At 69.8% G+C, this 315-nt stretch carries 1 protein-coding gene; it reads right to left on the bottom strand.

Features of this window, described 5'->3' with window-relative positions; genetic code table 11:
* Positions 1-315, bottom strand: a 315-nt coding sequence (locus PUR53_RS00265; RefSeq protein WP_329906966.1) for a malic enzyme-like NAD(P)-binding protein, incomplete at both ends; no start/stop codon positions are given.

Below are 315 nucleotides of genomic sequence, written 5' to 3'. Positions count from 1 at the left end.
TCACATAGTCCGCCGCAAGATCGTCACCCACGACCGACGCCAACGCCTCCGCCGCCGCAATAATCATCCACTCTGTCATACGGGAGGCCCGCACCTGAGGGGCCCCCGCGAAGATCCCCGGGACCGCGAGGCCGTTGGTGAGCTGGTTCGGGTCGTCGGAGCGCCCGGTCTCGACGACCGCCGCGGACTTGTGGGAGACGTCCGGGTGCACCTCGGGGTTGGGGTTGGCCCTGGCGAACACGAACGCGTGCTCCGCCCTGGAGGCCACCGCCTCCTCCGGGACCGTACCGCCGGAGACGCCGATGAAGACGTCCG

The sequence above is a fragment of the Streptomyces sp. SP18BB07 genome (assembly GCF_036322545.1).
Taxonomy (GTDB): domain Bacteria; phylum Actinomycetota; class Actinomycetes; order Streptomycetales; family Streptomycetaceae; genus Streptomyces; species Streptomyces deccanensis.
The sequence above is the reverse complement of the archived record's forward strand: the minus strand, read 5'-3'. Positions and strand labels throughout refer to the sequence as shown.